The organism is Oerskovia sp. Root918 (assembly GCF_001428945.1).
GTDB lineage: Bacteria > Actinomycetota > Actinomycetes > Actinomycetales > Cellulomonadaceae > Oerskovia > Oerskovia enterophila.
Genome location: NZ_LMJG01000018.1, coordinates 79,297 through 94,676, shown reverse-complemented (window position 1 = coordinate 94,676; position 15,380 = coordinate 79,297). Strand labels below are relative to the sequence as shown.

Here is a 15,380-nt window from a genome sequence, read left to right as displayed (position 1 = left end):
ACGGCGTGGGCCGGGTGACTGCACCCGGCCCACGCCGTCCGTCGTTGCTCCGTCCTCCGATGCCGGACGCCCTGTCCGCGGCGGGGCTGGGCAGGGCCGGGCCGGCTGCAGCAGGGGCCGAACCACGGGCCCGCCACGCCAGGCTCAGTACTCGACCGGGTCCACCCGGCGCAGCACGATCGCGAGCAGCTCGGCGAGGCGCTCGCGCTCGTCGTCGGTGAGCCCGTCGAGCGCGGCACGTTCGCGGTCGAGCTGGGCGGGGAAGAGCTCGTCGACGAGGCGCTCACCCTCCTCGGTGAGCGAGAGCAGCACCCCGCGCCGGTCGCGCTCGACGACGGTCCGCTCGACCAGGCCCTCGCGCTGGAGGTGGTCGAGCCGCTTGGTGATCGAGGCGCCGGGCGCGCGCGTGATGGTCGTGACCTCGCGTGCGCGCAGTGGCCGCCCCGCGCGCCGCAGGGCCGTGAGCACCTCGAGCTCGGGCCGGGTCAGGGACCGCTGCGCGAGGGCGGCGTCGCTCGCCTCGGCCAGGAGCGCCGCGATACGGGTGATCCGGCCGATCGAGTCGGCGGGCGACACGTCGACGTCGGGCATCTGCTCTGCCCACTGCTCGCGCAGGCGCTCCACGTAGTCCACGGGACCAGCGTAGTGCCCGGCCCAATTAGTTCACTAGTGAAACATCTGCGAACGAGGCGTATCCTGGACGGGATGCCACTCTCCTCGTCGACCGCCACCGTCATGCCCGCCCACGCCACCACCGAGCAGCACTCACCCGACCAGCGCACCCCGGTCCGCACCGCCGCGCGCGAGGTCCTCGACCCCGCGCACCTGCGGGCCGCCCTGCGGCTCACCTCGGTCGACGCGACCCTCGCGGCAGCCCTGCGGTGCGGGGCGAGCGTCGCGCTCACGCTCGTCCTCGCCGCGACGAGCGGTCATCAGGACCTCGCGGGCTTCGCGGCCCTCGGCGCCCTGACCTCGCTCTACGGCCGGTTCGACCCGTACCGCCGTCGCGCCGCGCTGCTCGCGCTGGTCGGCACGACCATGATCGGCTCGATCCTGCTCACGACCGCGGTCACGGCCGCGGGCGCCCCCGCCGCGGTGACGCTCGGGATCGTCGCGCTGCTCGCCGGCGGCATGACCGCGCTGTGCCAGCTCCTGCGCACGGGCGCACCCGGCGCCACGATCGTCGTCTTCGCCGCGGGCGCGGGCCTGGCGGGATCACCCGCGTTCGCCGACCTGGCCCCGCGAGGCCTCGCCGCGCTCCTGGGAGTCGTGGTCACCTGCGTCGTGTGCCTGGCAGGATTTCTGGTCCGGCCGAGCGGTCCGGCACGGCTGGCGGTGCGGCGCGCGACGCTCGCCGCCGAGGCCGCAGCCCTCGCACCCGACGACCGTGGCGCCGTCGGGCGGGCACGGGACGCCGTGGCCCTCGCCCGGACCGTCCTCGCCGACGACGCCTCGCACGGCCGCACGCGCGTGACCGCGCTGCGGCTCGCCGACGAGCTCTCCGGCGCGGCCGGGACGCCCGCCGACCTCCCCTCACGCCTCTCGTTGCGCGCGACCGCCCGCGCGTCGCTCACCGACGGAGGCTGGGGTCTGCGCGCGGCGCGCGTGACGCTCGCAGCGGCCGCCGCGGCGGGGCTCGCGCAGGTCGCCGGGTTCGGGCACCCGGCCTGGGCCGCGATGGGCGCCACCGCGACGATCCAGGGCACGACGACGCAGCACGCCGTGGTCCGTGCGCTCCAGCGGGCGCTCGGCACGGTCGCGGGCGCCCTGATCGCGTGGCCGCTGCTCGACGCGCACCTCGGCTTCTGGGCGACCGCGGCGCTCGTCGTCGTGCTCCAGGTCGTGACCGAGATCGTCGTGGGGCGTCACTACGGCCTCGCGATGCTGACCATCACGCCCATGGCCCTGCTCATGACGTCGCTCGGCGGGTCGGGCGAGGGCATCGCGCTGGACCGGGCCCTCGACACCGCGGTCGGCGCCCTGGTCGGCGTGCTCGCCGTGGTGCTGGTCCACGCGCGGAGCCGTCCGGCAGCACCCCTCGCCGGAGATGCCGCGGTCTGAGCCAGGGGCTTCGAGCCTAGGCTCGCACCCGGCGCTCGATCTCGTCCTGCACCTCGTCGAAGAACACGGTCTTGGCTCGCGTGTAGTCGTCGTAGTCGCCGTCCTCCGCGTGCTCGCGAGCCAGCCGGCTCTTGAGGCGCTCGTACTGCGCACGCCGGCGCGGGTCGTCGCGCAGGAGGTCCCGGAGCGCGACGGTGTACGCGCCCCAGGGCGAGTCGGACCGCCGGACGTGCAGGATCGCGGCGGGCACGGCCGAGACGAAGAGGGACTTCCTCCAGAGGGTCTCGTCGTCGCGTCCCGTTCGCCCTCGCGGGAGATCGAACGTGACACCCGGGGAGTCGGGCCTGCTGCCGTGCGCCTGACGGAAGGTCGTCGACCCGAGGGCGTGCGCCCAGTCCTCGACAGGAAGCAGCACCGGGACACGCACCTGGAGATCGAGGAAGGGCTTGGCGGCGAGCCCGGGGACCGCCGTGGACCCGATGTGGTCGTAGCGCATCTCGTCCGCTCCCTCGAGGGGAGCGAACGCACGACGCACGTCCGCGAGAAGGGCCGCGGCCCGCTCGCCCCACGCCGGGTCCGAGGGGACGAGGACCGCGGGACCTTGCTGACCTGTGCTGACCCAGGTCCCGCCGGTCGTCGAGCCCAAGAGCCCGGGCGTCCCGCCGACCGGTACCGACACGCCTCCCCCACGACGCACCGGATCCGGCGAGGTCAGACCTCGATGCTCTCCAGCATCTCGGTCACGAGCGCCGCGACGGGAGAGCGCTCGGAGCGCGTGAGGGTCACGTGCGCGAACAGCGGGTGCCCCTTGAGCGCCTCGATCACCGCGGCGACGCCGTCGTGCCGACCGACGCGCAGGTTGTCGCGCTGGGCCACGTCGTGCGTGAGGACGACCCGGGAGGACTGCCCGATGCGCGAGAGCACGGTCAGCAGGACGTTGCGCTCGAGCGACTGGGCCTCGTCGACGATGACGAACGCGTCGTGGAGCGAGCGCCCGCGGATGTGCGTCAGCGGCAGGACCTCGAGCACGTCGCGGTCCACGACCTCGTCCATGACCTCCTTGGACACGAGCGCGCCCAGGGTGTCGAACACGGCCTGCGCCCACGGGTTCATCTTCTCGGCCTCGGAGCCGGGCAGGTAGCCGAGCTCCTGGCCGCCCACGGCGTACAGGGGGCGGAAGACCATGATCTTGCGGTGCTGCCTCTTCTCGAGCACGGCCTCGAGGCCCGCGCAGAGCGCGAGCGCGGACTTGCCCGTCCCGGCGCGCCCGCCGAGCGACACGATCCCGATCTCCTGGTCGAGCAGCAGGTCGATCGCGATGCGCTGCTCGGCCGAGCGCCCGTGCACGCCGAACACGTCCTGGTCCCCCCGGACGAGCTGCACGTGCTTGTCGGCCGTGACGCGACCCAGCGCGGAACCGCGCGGCGAGTGGATCACGAGCCCCGAGTGCACCAGGAGCGGCTCGGCGGCCGCGACCGTGGCGGCGTCGAGAGCCGAGAGCTCGACCGACTCGTGCTCCCACAGGTCGGCCATCTGCTCGTCGCTCACGTCGATCTCGCCCATGCCCGTCCAGCCCGAGTCGATCGCGAGCTCGGCCCGGTACTCCTCGGCCCGCAGCCCCACGGCGGAGGCCTTGACCCGCATGGGCAGGTCCTTGGACACCACGGTCACGTCGCAGCCCTCGCTCGCGAGGTTGGCCGCGACCGACAGGATGCGCGTGTCGTTGTCGCCCAGGCGGAACCCGGCGGGGAGCACCGTCGGGTCCGTGTGGTTGAGCTCGACCCGGAGCGTCCCGCCGACGGCCCCCACGGGCAGCGGGGCGTCGAGCCGACCGTGCTTGACCCGCAGGTCGTCGAGCATGCGCAGCGCGCTGCGGGCGAAGTACCCGAGCTCGGCGTGGTGCCGCTTGGCCTCCAGCTCGGTGATGACGACGACGGGGAGGACGACGTCGTGCTCGGCGAAGCGCAGCATGGCTCGCGGGTCGGACAGGAGCACGGACGTGTCGATGACGAAGGTACGACGGGCCGCGGAGGTCGCGGGGTCGGGGCTCGTCGGGTCAGGGGACGCGACGCCCGTGACGTCGGGTGCAGCTCCAGAAGCAGAGGCGGTTCGGACCACAGCAGGCTCCCTCCGGCGCGCGGCGCCGTTCTCGCTGGGTGGGGCAGGCGACCGGCCGACGGATGGCCGGTGCCGGCCCTCCTGCGCGGAGCAGAAACTCCATCGGATGGCCTCCCGGAGGACGACGTGTGTCGTCCGTCACGTTCGAAACTACGCCCGTGAAGTTCGGCCGTGTCGACCTGACACGCCGCGCGTCCGAGATGTCACCTGCCGTTCACGCGAGCAGGGCTCGCCCACCCCCTGGGACGGGGCGGGCGAGCCCCGGGGGCCCGACGGCGGCACGTGCGCTCCGCCGTCGGGCACCGTCCGCGAGTGCTCAGTCCGCGTGCGCGACGTGCGTCGCGCGCATGGCGAGCGCCGCGACGAGCCCGATCACCAGGACCGCCGACGTGACGAGCAGCGTCTGCCCGACCGCGACCGAGAAGCCCTGGTGCAGCGCGGTCGTGGCGGCCTCGCGGATCTGCGCCGCGGCCTCGGGCGGGATGCCGGCGGGCAGCTCCATGGCCTGGGCTCCCCCGGTGAACGCCCCGCCGGCCGACGCGAAGCCGTCGACGAACGGCTGACGCAGGTCGGCGGGCAGGCCCGCCGCGGCGTCGCGCGCGGCCGCGGGCAGGGTCGCCGAGAGCCGGCTCGTGAGGGTCGCGACGATCGCGGCCGAGCCGATCACGCCGCCCACCTGGCGGAACGTGTTGAACGCGCCCGCACCGGCGCCCGCCGTGCGGTGGTCGAGCCCCGAGGTCGCGAGGTTCGCGAGCGGCGAGAACACGGCCCCGGTCCCGATCCCGAACAGGGTCATGGGCGCGACGATGGACAGGGTGCTCGCGTCGGGCGTGATCGCGACGCTCAGCCACACGACCGAGGCGGCGAGCAGCGCGAAGCCCGTCGCGACGACCCACTTGGCCGGGATCCGGTCGGACAACCTGCCGGCGAACGGCGCCACGACGCCGGACACGAGCGATCCCGGCAGGTTGATGAGCGCGGCCTCGATCGGCGAGAGCCCCAGGATCGACTGCAGGAAGATCGTCAGCGGGAAGAAGATCCCGATCATCCCGAACGACACGGCCATGCCGGACACGTTCGCGAGCGAGAAGTTGCGCGAGTGGAACAGCGTGAGCGGCAGCAGGGCGCGGTCGCCCAGGTGCCGCTGCCACAGCACGAACGCCGCGAGCACCAGGACGCCCAGGCCGATGATCGACCAGATGGTGAGCGGTCCCACGACGGTGCCCCAGTGGTAGGTCTCGCCCTCCTGCAGGCCGAACACGAACAGGAACAGGCCCACGATCGAGAGCGCGACGCCGATCATGTCGAAGCTGCGCTTGTTGGTGGGAAGCGACGGCAGGCTCCGCAGCGCCAGGACGAGAGCCACGACGCCCACGGGGATGTTGACGAAGAAGATCCACTCCCAGCCCCAGGTCTCGACGAACACGCCGCCGAGCAGCGGGCCCGCGATGGTCGCGACGCCCGCGACCGCTCCCCACAGACCCATCGCGGCCCCGCGCTGGCGCGGCGGGAAGACGCGCGTGATCATCGACATGGTCTGCGGGGTCATGAGTGCCGCGCCGACGCCCTGGACCGCGCGCGCCACGATGAGCATCTCGACCGATCCCGACAGCCCGCACCACAGCGACGAGAGCGTGAAGACCACGAGGCCCAGGACGAACACGGGCTTGGGGCCGAACCTGTCACCCAGGCGCCCGGCGAGCAGGAGGAGCACCGCGTAGCTGAGCAGGTAGGCGCTGTTGACCCAGCCCACCGCGGTCAGGGTCGTGTCGAACGTGTCGACCAGCGTGGGGACCGCGATGTTCACGATCGTGGTGTCGACCATGATCATGAAGAAGCCCAGGCACAGCGCGGGCAGGATGCTCCACGGGCTGCGCCCGCCGAGGTCGACGAGCGGTGGTCCGGCAGGAGCACCGGCCGGCGGGCCCGCGGGCGCGTCGGCGGGGGCGGGTGGCGTGGCGGGGTCCGTCCGGGTGCCGGCCGTCGGCAGGCTCCCGGAAGAGGGTGGCGTGGTCATGGGTGGTCCTCGGGGCTCGGAGAGGTGCGGGGGTGTGCGAGAAGGCTGCGCGAGCAGCGGTACCGGCGTGACGCCGGCGGCCCGTCAGGGCACGTGATCCGTCGCTGCCGCGTGCGAGCGGGCGGCAGCGAAGTCACGGAAGGACTGCGGGACGGACTCGTCCCAGTCCAGGGCTCCGGAGTCGAGGTCGGCGAGCAGGCCGTCGAGCCAGGCCAGCTCGGACTCGATCCGGTGGATGTCGTACTCGACGTCGAGCAGGAGGCGACGCGGCAGCCCGTGGCGCCGGACGACGTCGTACCTGCTGGTGTAGGAGGCGAGCTCGTCGGCCGTCGCGGTCCGGCGGGCACGCAGCGCGTCGACCGCGCTCTGGCGGTCGATCGCGTGGGCCTGGGACAGGGCGAGCGGGAGGCACGGGTGCTCGCGCCGGGGGTGGCCGAGGAGCAGGGCCGTGCGGTCTGCGAACGCGTCCCGCCCGGCGTCCGTCAGCCGGTACGTGGTCCGCTGGGGCCGGTTGCCCTCGCGGTCGGTGCCGACCACCTCGACGTACCCGTCCGCCGCGAGGCGGTCCATCGCGTGGTAGACCGAGCCCGGCGTGATGCTCGCGAGCCGGTCGTCCCCGCGCTGTTTGAGCGTCTGGTGGACCTGGTAGGGGTGCATGGGCTGCTCGTGGAGGAGCCCGAGGAGGAGGAGAGCGGCGGCGGACAGCTCCTTGCGTGCCATGCTCTCGCCTCCTGACGGCGGTTCGTTCGTTCGTCGCTTGGTTCGGGCGGCCGGGCGGGCCGTGATGGTCGGCGGGGCCGGCCGACCGACGGGCCGGGCGCTCGCGCCGAGCGCTCGGACGGGTTCGCTCCCCCAGGAATATTCCCGTCGGAATATACGCCCCTGCGACCGCCGGGTCGAGAGAGAAGCCCCCGCCGTGGGGCACGTCACGCGCCCGGGACATGGTCCGCCGAGGTAGAGGGCCGGCGTCGAGGTAGAGGGCACGAACCGTCTACCTCGACGGCCGGCCTCTACCTCGCGTTACATGGCCCGACGGACACGACAGAGGTGCTCGACTGCTGCCGAGGTGTTGACTACTCCCGCCACCGCTCGCGGCACTAGGCTCGGTCGGGCGGGTCGTGCGAGCAGGCCGGGCGGCATCGCTGCAGGTCACAGCACACCCGACGGCCGCCCACCAGCGGCGTCGGCGCGGTGGCAGGCACACGCGGCGGCAGGCACAGCCCGCCACCGGAGCAGCACCGGAGCGGTATCAGAGCAGTATCGAGAACGAGCTCGACACGAGGAGACGCATGGACACGGCAGCGGGCACGTCATCGGCACCCGAGCAGGCACGAGGTCCGGTCGGCGAGACGACGGCGGGCGCCGCCCTGCCCGGCTCGATGCCGGGCTCGACGGCCCGCTCGACGACCCGCGCGACGACGGGCGGAACCTCGCCCCTCTCGCCCCTGGTCCCGCTGCCCGGCGGCACCTACCGGCGGGGATCGACCGATTTCTACCCCGACGAGGCCCCGGTCCACGAGGTCACGGTCGGCCCGTTCGAGATCGAGCAGCACCCCGTGACCAACGCGCAGTTCGCGGCGTTCGTCGACGCGACGGGCTACGTCACGGTCGCCGAGCGCCCGCTCGACCCGGCCGACTACCCGGGCGTCGCGGTCGAGGACCTCCAGCCGGGGGCGCTCGTCTTCACCCCGACCGCGGGCCCGGTGAACCTCTCCGACTGGCGCCAGTGGTGGCGCTGGCAGCCCGGGGCCCGGTGGAGCGCACCGCACGGCCCGGGCAGCTCGATCACCGGGCGCGAGGACCACCCGGTCGTGCAGGTCTCGTTCGAGGACGCCCAGGCGTACGCGGCGTGGGCGGGCCGGTCGCTCCCGACCGAGGCCGAGTGGGAGTACGCGGGTCGCGGCGGGCTCGACGGCGCGCGGTTCGCCTGGGGCGACGAGTACCGGCCCGACGGCGAGCTGCTCGCGAACCACTGGCAGGGCTCGTTCCCCTACCGGAACACGGGCGCGCGGGGCTGGGTGGGCACGAGCCCTGTGGGGACGTTCCCCGCGAACGGGTTCGGGCTCGCCGACATGACGGGCAACGTCTGGGAGTGGACGTCGTCCTTCTACACCCCCAGCCACGCGGCCGACGCACGCACGGCCGAGGAGGTCGCGGCCGCGCGCGACGCGCTCACGATCGAGATCCCCGCGTGCTGCGCGCCGAGCACGGGCGCGGCCATGGCAGCGGCCCACCCCGCCCCGCACGACCCCCTGGGCAGCCGGGCGACGGTCGAGGGAGTCGGCGACGCGCCGGGCGACGCCTCGGACGCGCTCGCGGCCGCGAGCGCCGAGCCCGGCTCGGCGATCCCCCGCAAGGTCCTCAAGGGCGGGTCGCACCTGTGCGCACCGGAGTACTGCCTGCGCTACCGGCCCGCGGCTCGTTCTCCCCAGGCGGTCGACACCGCGACGAGCCACATCGGCTTCCGCTGCGTGGTCCGCCCGCCCGTGGCGGTGGCGCCGAGCATGCCGGCCTCGACGCGCAACCTGCTGGGCTGAGGCGTGGCCGGGTCCGGTGTCCCGTCGGCCTGCGCGGTGCTGCTGCGCGGGGTGAACGTGGGAGGGGGCCGCAAGGTCCCCTCCGCAGACCTGCGCGCGGTCGCGCAGGACGCGGGGTTCGCGGGCGCGCGCACGCTCCTGAACAGCGGGAACCTCGTCGTCTCGCCGGGGACGTCGGGAGCCTCGGGGCCCGACGACGTCGCGCGCCTCGTGCGCGCGGGGCTCGCCCGGCGCCTGGGTCTGGACGTCGACGTGCTCGCACTGACGGGCGCGGACCTCGAGCGGGCGGTCGCCGCGAACCCCTTCCCCGAGGCCGCGAGCCAGGACCCGTCGCACCTGCTGCTGACGTTCTACCCGGCGGCACCGGACCCGGAGCGGGTCGCCGCCCTGGACCCGCTGAGCTACGGCGTCGAGCACATGGCCTGGTCCGGGCCCGTCAGCTACACCTGGTACCAGGGCGGTGTCGGGACCTCGAGACTCACGCCCGCGGTGCTGCTGCGGACGGTCGGGCTGTGGGGCACGGCGCGGAACTGGAACACCGTGACCAAGCTCGCCGGGCTGGTCGCCGAGGCGGGCTGACGGCCTCAGGCGCGGCGCTCGACGCCGACCGCCCCCGTGGGGGCAGCCGGGGAAGCCGGTCGCCAGTGCTGGGCGGCCCCGTCGTCCCGTACGACGACCCCGATCGCCGCAAGGTCTGCTCGCAGCGCGCGGACGTGGTCGGTCTTTCCCGCGTCCATCAGGCCGGCCCGTGCCCGCAGGAGCGCGTCGGCGCCCGTGGGAAGCCCCGGGTCGCCGATCTCCCAGCGGCGGTAGGCCGCACGGAACGGGTCGCCGGTCTCCCGCCAGGGCCACCCGTGGCTCGTGAACGCCTCCCGGACCTTCGCGAGGGGCAGGTCCGCGGGCCACCGACCGACCTCCCGCTCGCCTGCGAGGAGGACGATCTCCTGGTCCTCGACGTACACGTCCGTCACGTCGGACCGCCCGATGGTCTCGAGGGTGTCCTTGGTCCTGAACCCGGCCCCCGTGGACGTCACGGCGATGCGCCCCATGGTCTCGACCAGGTGCTGGGCGAGGACCGCCCCGAGGAGAGCGCCCAGGATCCCGAGCCCGACGACGGTGCACGCCCCCCACCTGTCGGCGAGCGTGTCGACCGACCGGGCGATGCCCTGCCACGGCGCCCACGACAGACCGGCCATCCAGGCCGCGAGCCAGCGCAGGCCGACCCCGGCCACGGCGCCGAGGACCGGGAGGACGACGCGGAGGAACAGCGTGTCGGCGGACGAGCACCCGACGACGGTCTCCTCCGGGGTGCCAGGAGGGACGTCGGGCTCGGGCCGGTCGGAGAGTTTCTCGTACACCTGTCCATGCTCCCGTGGGCGAGGTGTCCGAGACATCCCCCTTTCGGCGGACCTGTCGCCCGCCGAGGTCCACCTTCCGGCGTCCCCGGGCGATCCCACCGTCCTCCTTCAGGACCGTCCGCCGAGAGCCGGCCCAGGCCGACCGAGCCGCTCGACCGGTAAGATGGGAGGCTGGTGTGCCGGGAAGTCTGGTCGGCGTGACGTCGACGACCCCTCAACCGCAGGAGACCTGTGAGCACGCACGAGCAGCACACCCCCACCCCGGACGACTCCCCTCGCACGAGCGACGCGACCCCCGGCCCGGCGACCGCGGACGGTGCGACGAACCTCCCGGCGAGCGCGTCGCCGTCGGGCAGCCAGAACCCCGCCCCCGCTCCCCTGCCGACGACGCGCCCCACCGCTGCGCAGCGCTGGAAGCGCTGGGTCACGCGCGAGACCACGGGCGGTGCGCTCCTCATCGGGGCCGCGATCATCGCGCTCGTGTGGGCCAACTCGCCCTGGCGTGCGGCGTACTTCGACCTGTCCGCGCTGACGTTCGGTCCCGAGGCGCTGCACCTCGACCTGTCGCTGTCCACGTGGGCCGCCGACGGGCTGCTGGCCATCTTCTTCTTCGTGGTCGGCGTCGAGCTCAAGCAGGAGTTCGTCTCGGGCTCGCTGCGCAACCCGCGCCAGGCCGGGGTGCCCATGCTCGCGGCCGTGGGCGGCATGGTCGTGCCCGCGATCCTCTACGTCACCGTCGCGCTGTGGGGCGGGGGCGCCGACGCGGTGCACGGCTGGGCCATCCCGACCGCGACCGACATCGCGTTCGCGCTCGCGGTCCTCGCAGTGTTCGGCCGCGGGCTCCCGACCGCGATCCGCACGTTCCTGCTCACGCTCGCCGTGGTCGACGACCTGCTCGCGATCGTCGTCATCGCGGTCTTCTACACCGAGACGCTGCACTGGGCCCCGCTGGGCCTGGCGCTCGTGGGCGTCGCGCTGTTCGCGTTCCTGGTGCGCCGACGCCGGACGCACTGGTGGCTCCTGCTCCCGCTCGCGTTCCTCGTCTGGGCCCTGGTCCACGCGTCCGGGATCCACGCGACCGTCGCGGGCGTGCTCCTGGGCTTCACGGTCCCGGCCGTCGTCCTGTTCGGCGAGAAGTCCTCGCGCACGCACCAGTACGAGCACGTGGTCCGGCCCGTCTCCGCGGGGATCGCGCTGCCGATCTTCGCGTTCTTCGCGGCCGGCGTCTCGCTGGTCGACGGCGGCGGGGTCGGCGAGATGATCGGCCAGCCGGTCGCGATCGGCATCATCGTGGGGCTCGTGGTCGGCAAGGGCATCGGCGTGCTCGGCGTCACGGCGCTCGTGACGAGGCTGACGCCGCTGCGCCTCGCCCCCGGTATCGGGGTGCGCGACCTGCTGCCCGTGGGCCTCCTCGCCGGGATCGGGTTCACGGTCTCGCTGCTCATCGCCGAGCTGTCGTTCCCCGACTCCGAGCACACCGAGTCGGCCAAGGCCGCGGTCCTGCTGGCGTCGGTGATCTCGGCCCTGCTCGCGGCCGCCGCGCTGCGCTGGGACGCGCGGCGCAAGCGCTCGAACGACATGAACGAGGACGGGCTGCCCGACGACGTCTCGACGTACATCGGCGACGCGGCCGACGACGAGCGCTGAGCAGGCCCCTGGCTGGGTGAGGGTGCCGGCGGGCCGGAACCGCGGGCCCGTCCGGCCCGTCGGGCCCCCGGCTCGTCCGCTTCACCCGGCGCCCGGTGGCGCGAAACCCCCAGCCCCGTACGATCGCACCCGTGCAGCCAGACGTCACGCAGAAGCCCGAGAACGCTCCGGACGCCGGGTCGCCCGAGGTCGCCGAGCCCGTCGGCCAGGCCGAACCTGCCGGGCCGACGGACGAGCCCGGCGCGCGCTCGACCACGCCCGACGGCGAGCCGGGCTCCCGGCCGTCGCGGCGCCGTCGGGCGTGGGCGTGGCTCCAGCACTACGCACGGCGCTTCTCCACGACCGGGCTCGTCCTCGCCCTCCTGTTCTTCTGCTACTCGCTCACGCCCTCGCTCATCCCCCGCGCCTGGTACTACCAGGCGCTCATCACGGGCATGAGCATGGTCGGCGGGTACGGGATCGGGGCGTTCGTCGAGTGGTTCGCCCTCAAGGTGGGCCTGCGGATCCGCTGGAGCCCGCGCGTGAGCCGGATCGCCTGGTGGGTCCTGGGGGCCGCGACGATCGTCCTCGTGCCGCTCTTCCTGGTGCTCGGCGCGCGCTGGCAGCACGAGCTGCGCGCCCTGTTCGGCATGCCCGAGCAGGCGCCAGCCAACGACGTCGCGGTCGTGTTCGTCGCGGTCCTCATCGCGATCGGCGTCCTGCAGCTCGGCCGCGCGCTGCGCCGTGTCGCGCAGTGGGTGAGCCTGCTGGTCGACAACATCATGCCCAAGCCGATCGCCCGCTTCCTGAGCGGGGTGATCGTCGCGGTCGTGGTCGTGCTGCTCTTCAACGGCGTGATCTGGGCCGGGGCGCTGCACATGCTCAACAACGTCTACGCGAGCGCCAACGAGCAGATCGACCCGAAGCTCGCCCCGCCGACCTCGCCCGACCGGTCGGGCTCGCCCGAGTCCGGCTCGTCCTGGGAGTCTCTCGGCGCCGAGGGGCGCCGGTTCGTGGCGCTCGGCCCCACGCAGGCCGAGCTGACAGAGTTCGCGGCAGGCGGCGACGTGATCGACCCGGCAGACGTCCAGGAGCCCATCCGCGTGTACGCGGGCCTCGACCCCGAGGGCGACCTCGACGCGACCGCGCAGCGCGTGGTCGACGAGCTCGACCGCACGAACGCCTGGGACCGCTCGGTCCTGGTCGTGGCCACCACGACCGGCACGGGCTGGGTGGACCCCGGCATGAGCAACTCGCTCGAGCTCATGCACGGCGGCGACACCGCGATCGCCTCGATGCAGTACTCGTACCTGCCGAGCTGGATCAGCTTCGTCGGTGACCGGAGCACCCCGCCGAACGCGGGCAAGGCGCTCTACGAGGCCGTGTACGAGGCGTGGTCGAAGCAGCCCGAGGACTCGCGTCCCCGGCTCATGGCGTTCGGGATCTCGCTCGGCTCGTTCGGCGCGCAGGGCGCGTTCAGCGGCCTGCAGGACATGACGACCCGCACGGACGGCGCCATGTTCGTGGGCACGCCCAACTTCACGCCCAACTGGACCGACTTCACGACCCACCGCGACGCCGGCTCGCTCGAGTACTCGCCCGTGTACGAGGAGGGCGCACAGGTCCGGTGGGGCACCGAGGTCTCGAGCGCGGCCAACATCTGGTCCGTGCCCGGCACGTGGGAGACCCCGCGCGTCGTGTACGTCCAGCACGCGTCCGACGGCGTCACGTGGTGGTCCCCCACGACGCTGTGGTCCGAGCCCGACTGGATGCGCGAGCCCCACGGGCCCGACGTGCTCGACGCCGTCGAGTGGCGACCCGTCGTGACGTTCTGGCAGCTCACGGGCGACCTGTTCGTGGCCGCTGCCTCCGACATCCCCGCGGGTCACGGGCACGTCTACTACCTCGAGTACGCCGACGGCTGGTCGGCGCTCAATGCCCCCGACGGCTGGGACGAGGACGAGACCCTGCGCCTCAAGGAGCAGATGCTGACCAAGCAGCCGGCCGCGTCGAGCTCGACGGGCTGAGGCACCCGCTCCCCGCGCCCGACGGCGGCGCGCACCTTCTCGGGGAGGGTGCGCGCCGCCGTCGTCGTTCCTGGGCGAGCACAGGTCAGGCGCGAGCGACGCCCGCGCGCGCCGACGGCAGCGCCCCCGCGACCACCAGCGCGACAAGACCCACGACGGCGGCGAGCCCGAAGGCCACCGAGAACGGGGTCGTCGAGGAGACGGTCCCGCCCTGGACCACGGCCCCCGCCAGGAGCGCGGTCGTGACCGGGGCCGCGACGGCCGACCCGACCGTGCGCAGCACCGCGTTGAGCCCCGTGGCGGCCGCGACCTCGTCGGCCGGCGAGAGCATCGTCACGAGCTGCGCGCACACCGCGAACCCGATCCCGTTGCCGAGCCCGAGGAGCGTGAAGAACACCAGGACGGACCACATCTCGCCCGGCCAGACGGCCAGGCCCGCCCCCGCGACGGCCATGACCAGGACGGCCGTGATCGCCAACGACTTGGCGCCGAAGCGGATGCTCAGCGCCGGAGCGACGCGCCCGCCCACGAACACCAGGACCGCGCTGGGGAGCAGCACCAGACCGGTCTGCGTGACCGTGAGTCCCGACCCGGCGCTGGGCTGCGCCTGGAGGATCAGCGGCAGGCTCACGTAGAACACGTAGGGCACGAACCCGAGGGCGAGGGTCAGGACGCTCGTGATCACGAGCGACCGGTTGCGGAACGTGCGCACGTCGACCAGGGGAGCGGCCGACCGCAGCTCGACCAGGACCAGCACGGCCAGGGCGCAGACCGCCGCGAGCCCGACGCCCCAGGTCAGCGGCGACGTCCACCCCCACGACCGGCCCTGGGAGACCGCGAGCAGCAACCCTGCGAGACCTCCCGCGAGCAGGATCGTCCCCGCCCAGTCGGTGCGCGCCGCGCGTCCCGCAGGACGGACGCGTGCCGCCGGGACCCAGGCAAGAACCATCGCGAGCGCGACGAGGACCAGGGCCGCGGTCGACCAGAAGAGCCAGTGCCACGAGAGGGACTCGACGATCAGACCACCCAGGACCAGCGCGACGCCCGCCCCGACCCCGACCATCCCGGACAGCCACCCGAGGGCGGTGACCAGGTGCCGACCGTCGAGCGACCGGCGCGAGATCGCGAGGGCCAGCGGGAAGGTCGCGGTGCTCACACCCTGGACGACGCGCGCCGCGAGCAGGACGCCCAGGTTGGGCGCGAGGCCCGCGGCCACGGTCGCCGCGGCGAAGACGACGAGCGTAACGACGAGGACCCGACGGTGCCCGTAGCGGTCGCCGAGCGAGCCGACGACAGGGGCGAGCACGGCACCCGCGACGAGGAAGGCAGTGAGGATCCATCCCGTCCCCTGCGGCCCCGACCCGAGGGCCTCGCCCAGCGTCGGGAGGGCCGGCACCAGGAGCGTCTGCATGAGCGAGAAGGCCAGGACCGCGGTCGAGAGGGCAAGGATCACCAGGGCCGGCCTGGCCCGCACTCCCGAGCCGCTCTCTCCGGGCGGGGCCGACGGCGCCGTGGCCGTGGCCGTGCCGGGAAGGGTGGCGGTGGACGTGCCGGGAAGGGTGGCGGTGGACGTGGGGGCAGGACGGGTCACGGGCACGGCTCTCGGTCGATGGCCGGCGGACCGGCAGCGGGTGGA

Annotated in this window: 12 protein-coding genes; 5 read left to right on the top strand and 7 right to left on the bottom strand. The window is 73.8% G+C overall.

Annotated features, from left to right (window positions below; translation table 11 throughout):
• Positions 1–144 precede the first annotated feature (144 nt).
• Positions 145–633, bottom strand: coding sequence for a MarR family winged helix-turn-helix transcriptional regulator (locus ASE27_RS19395; protein ID WP_056654543.1), 489 nt, complete (start codon positions 631–633; stop codon positions 145–147).
• Between the two features lie 72 nt (positions 634–705).
• Here ASE27_RS19395 and ASE27_RS19390 point away from each other — a divergent pair, with 72 nt between their 5' ends.
• The gene (locus ASE27_RS19390) at positions 706–2,061 is read left to right on the top strand and encodes an FUSC family protein (RefSeq protein WP_056654542.1); all 1,356 of its coding nucleotides are present in this window, start codon (positions 706–708) and stop codon (positions 2,059–2,061) included.
• A gap of 16 nt (positions 2,062–2,077) precedes the next feature.
• Here the strand turns inward: ASE27_RS19390 and ASE27_RS19385 are convergent, their stop codons facing one another.
• From ASE27_RS19385 to ASE27_RS19370, 4 genes are all read right to left on the bottom strand, one after another.
• The gene (locus ASE27_RS19385) at positions 2,078–2,740 is read right to left on the bottom strand and encodes a GrpB family protein (protein WP_235535506.1); all 663 of its coding nucleotides are present in this window, start codon (positions 2,738–2,740) and stop codon (positions 2,078–2,080) included.
• A gap of 32 nt (positions 2,741–2,772) precedes the next feature.
• Positions 2,773–4,032, bottom strand: coding sequence for a PhoH family protein (locus ASE27_RS19380; RefSeq protein ID WP_056654600.1), 1,260 nt, complete (start codon positions 4,030–4,032; stop codon positions 2,773–2,775).
• Positions 4,033–4,495: 463 nt separating this feature from the next.
• Positions 4,496–6,196 carry a DHA2 family efflux MFS transporter permease subunit gene (locus ASE27_RS19375; RefSeq protein WP_082609166.1) on the bottom strand — a complete coding sequence of 567 codons (1,701 nt, stop codon included), beginning with the start codon at positions 6,194–6,196 and terminating at the stop codon, positions 4,496–4,498.
• An 84-nt stretch (positions 6,197–6,280) separates the two neighbouring features.
• Positions 6,281–6,916 carry a PadR family transcriptional regulator gene (locus ASE27_RS19370; protein WP_056654540.1) on the bottom strand — a complete coding sequence of 212 codons (636 nt, stop codon included), beginning with the start codon at positions 6,914–6,916 and terminating at the stop codon, positions 6,281–6,283.
• A gap of 659 nt (positions 6,917–7,575) precedes the next feature.
• Between ASE27_RS19370 and ASE27_RS19365 the strand changes: the two genes are divergently transcribed.
• Together ASE27_RS19365 and ASE27_RS19360 are read left to right on the top strand one after the other, a co-directional pair.
• Positions 7,576–8,733 carry a formylglycine-generating enzyme family protein gene (locus ASE27_RS19365; RefSeq protein ID WP_056654598.1) on the top strand — a complete coding sequence of 386 codons (1,158 nt, stop codon included), beginning with the start codon at positions 7,576–7,578 and terminating at the stop codon, positions 8,731–8,733.
• 3 nt (positions 8,734–8,736) lie between these two features.
• Positions 8,737–9,312 carry a DUF1697 domain-containing protein gene (locus ASE27_RS19360; protein ID WP_056654538.1) on the top strand — a complete coding sequence of 192 codons (576 nt, stop codon included), beginning with the start codon at positions 8,737–8,739 and terminating at the stop codon, positions 9,310–9,312.
• A 5-nt stretch (positions 9,313–9,317) separates the two neighbouring features.
• On the opposite strand, the gene ASE27_RS19355 is transcribed toward ASE27_RS19360, so the two are convergent.
• Positions 9,318–10,091: a hypothetical protein gene (locus tag ASE27_RS19355; RefSeq protein WP_056654537.1), complete on the bottom strand. Its 774-nt coding sequence runs from the start codon at positions 10,089–10,091 to the stop codon at positions 9,318–9,320.
• 378 nt (positions 10,092–10,469) lie between these two features.
• Here ASE27_RS19355 and nhaA point away from each other — a divergent pair, with 378 nt between their 5' ends.
• Both nhaA and ASE27_RS19345 read left to right on the top strand, forming a co-directional pair.
• The gene (nhaA, locus tag ASE27_RS19350) at positions 10,470–11,738 is read left to right on the top strand and encodes a Na+/H+ antiporter NhaA (protein ID WP_056654597.1); all 1,269 of its coding nucleotides are present in this window, start codon (positions 10,470–10,472) and stop codon (positions 11,736–11,738) included.
• A 131-nt stretch (positions 11,739–11,869) separates the two neighbouring features.
• Entirely contained in the window at positions 11,870–13,744 is a 1,875-nt protein-coding gene (locus tag ASE27_RS19345; RefSeq protein ID WP_082609165.1) for an alpha/beta-hydrolase family protein, read from the top strand.
• An 85-nt stretch (positions 13,745–13,829) separates the two neighbouring features.
• Here ASE27_RS19345 and ASE27_RS19340 read toward each other — a convergent pair whose 3' ends face one another.
• Positions 13,830–15,335 (bottom strand): MFS transporter, encoded by a 1,506-nt coding sequence (locus tag ASE27_RS19340; RefSeq protein WP_200955990.1) that lies wholly within the window; start codon positions 15,333–15,335, stop codon positions 13,830–13,832.
• Positions 15,336–15,380 lie beyond the last annotated feature (45 nt).

Coding starts and splice junctions, on each gene's coding strand:
- ASE27_RS19390 (WP_056654542.1), top strand. CDS start 706: ATGCCACTCTCCTCGTCGACCGCCACCGTCATGCCCGCCCACGCCACC.
- ASE27_RS19380 (WP_056654600.1), bottom strand. CDS start 4,032: ATGCTGCGCTTCGCCGAGCACGACGTCGTCCTCCCCGTCGTCGTCATC.
- ASE27_RS19375 (WP_082609166.1), bottom strand. CDS start 6,196: ATGACCACGCCACCCTCTTCCGGGAGCCTGCCGACGGCCGGCACCCGG.
- ASE27_RS19370 (WP_056654540.1), bottom strand. CDS start 6,916: ATGGCACGCAAGGAGCTGTCCGCCGCCGCTCTCCTCCTCCTCGGGCTC.
- ASE27_RS19365 (WP_056654598.1), top strand. CDS start 7,576: ATGCCGGGCTCGACGGCCCGCTCGACGACCCGCGCGACGACGGGCGGA.